2 protein-coding genes and 2 pseudogenes are annotated in these 1,414 nt (G+C 55.4%); 3 read left to right on the top strand and 1 reads right to left on the bottom strand.

The window, feature by feature from the left end:
* The 3 genes and pseudogenes from B5F88_RS21195 to B5F88_RS19510 all read left to right on the top strand — a co-directional run.
* Positions 1 to 428, top strand: a pseudogene (locus B5F88_RS21195) (hypothetical protein); the annotation flags it as partial.
* A 12-nt stretch (positions 429 to 440) separates the two neighbouring features.
* On the top strand, positions 441 to 920 hold the full coding sequence (locus B5F88_RS19515; protein WP_087937056.1) for a phage holin family protein: 480 nt from the start codon (positions 441 to 443) through the stop codon (positions 918 to 920).
* A gap of 55 nt (positions 921 to 975) precedes the next feature.
* Entirely contained in the window at positions 976 to 1,293 is a 318-nt protein-coding gene (locus B5F88_RS19510; protein ID WP_087937055.1) for a hypothetical protein, read from the top strand.
* A gap of 35 nt (positions 1,294 to 1,328) precedes the next feature.
* Here B5F88_RS19510 and B5F88_RS20490 read toward each other — a convergent pair.
* Positions 1,329 to 1,414 (bottom strand): annotated as a pseudogene (locus tag B5F88_RS20490) (IS5/IS1182 family transposase); the annotation flags it as partial.

Below are 1,414 nucleotides of genomic sequence, written 5' to 3'. Positions count from 1 at the left end.
TGGAGTATGTCATCTACGAAACGCCCCATCCCCCGGAGCCGGACGGGCCGTGTGAGGATGAGCCGGATACGGAACATCCAGATACGGAAAACCCGGATATGGATACTCCAGGTCTGGAAAACCGGCCGCAATTAAATAAAGATAAAAGCAATCCTGATAAATCAAAAAAAGATGAACTCAGTACGGAAGGATCAAATCCTGTCCTATCAATCCCCCAACCCCCCAGGGGCTCGGACCGGAGCTGGGAGGCATTCCTGGACCTGTGCGACGGCTGTGATCCGGAGCAGACTGAGCTGGAGACCGCCGTGGATACCCTGGCCGACGCAGGTATCCTGACGGCCGTGGACTACTGGAAGGGTAACGACTACTCCGCCGGTAACGTCCACGCCCTGATCGAGAGCATGGCCGCCTACGTGCGGAACCAGTGAGAAGGGATGGATATGGAGCATATCAATACCTTCAAGGCAGCTCTCGCCGCCATCTGCGCCGCCCTCACCGCCCTGTGGGGCTGGTTTGGCTGGGTGGTGGTGGCCTGGGTCGTGTGTATGGTTATCGACTACGCCACCGGCTCCTGCGCCGCGCTGCGGGCGGGGGAGTGGTCCAGCAAGAGCGCCCGGGACGGCATCTGGCACAAGTTGGGCAGCGTAGTGGCAGTTATCGTGGCCGCCATCCTGGACGTGGTGATCGGACACCTGCTGGCCAATGTGCCCGGCGTCGAGCTGCCCTTTACTTACACAGTGCTGTTATGTCCCCTGGTGGTGGTCTGGTACATCCTCACCGAGGCAGGCAGCATCATCGAAAATGCCGGCGCCCTGGGTGCCCCTATTCCGGCCTGGCTGACCAAGATGATCGCCGCCCTGGCATCCAAGGTGAATGATGCGGGAGACAGTATCACGAGAGACCACGAAAACGGGCTGTAAAGCGGAGCTGACCGCTTCGGGCGGGGCTGAGAAATAAAACAAGGAGGACATACACATGGAAAACATTATGCAGAACATCCCCATGGTGGTATCCGAAATCCTGCTGGCGGTGTTGGTTCTGACTGTGATCACCAATATCATCACACAGGTGGTAAAGAAAGTAACCTGGGACAAGATCCCAACCAATATCCTGGCCGTGGTGGTGTCCATGGCTGTGACCCTGGTGGCGTTCTTTGCAGCATGTCAGATCATGTTGCTGGATATCACATGGTATATGGTGGCCGGTGCAGTGGCCCTAGGCCTGTTCGTTGCATATGCGTCAATGTTCGGGTATGATAAGCTGAAAGAGGCCTTAGAACAAATTACAAAATAAAAAAGGGCCCGGTGCTAAATAGTGTCTACACAAGATTAGGCTAAAATGGCACACCAAATAGCAATGCAACGAATTTGCACTGCTGCCAAAAAAGATGCTGTATTTTTGGCATATCGCGTGG

The organism is Flavonifractor sp. An306, from assembly GCF_002159455.1.
GTDB lineage: Bacteria > Bacillota > Clostridia > Oscillospirales > Oscillospiraceae > Flavonifractor.
This window is presented reverse-complemented; position numbering and strand designations above follow the sequence as displayed.

What these genes read in the sequence shown, in the direction of transcription:
- B5F88_RS19515 (WP_087937056.1), top strand. Translation starts at nt 441, where the DNA reads ATGGAGCATATCAATACCTTCAAGGCAGCTCTCGCCGCCATCTGCGCC.
- B5F88_RS19510 (WP_087937055.1), top strand. Translation starts at nt 976, where the DNA reads ATGGAAAACATTATGCAGAACATCCCCATGGTGGTATCCGAAATCCTG.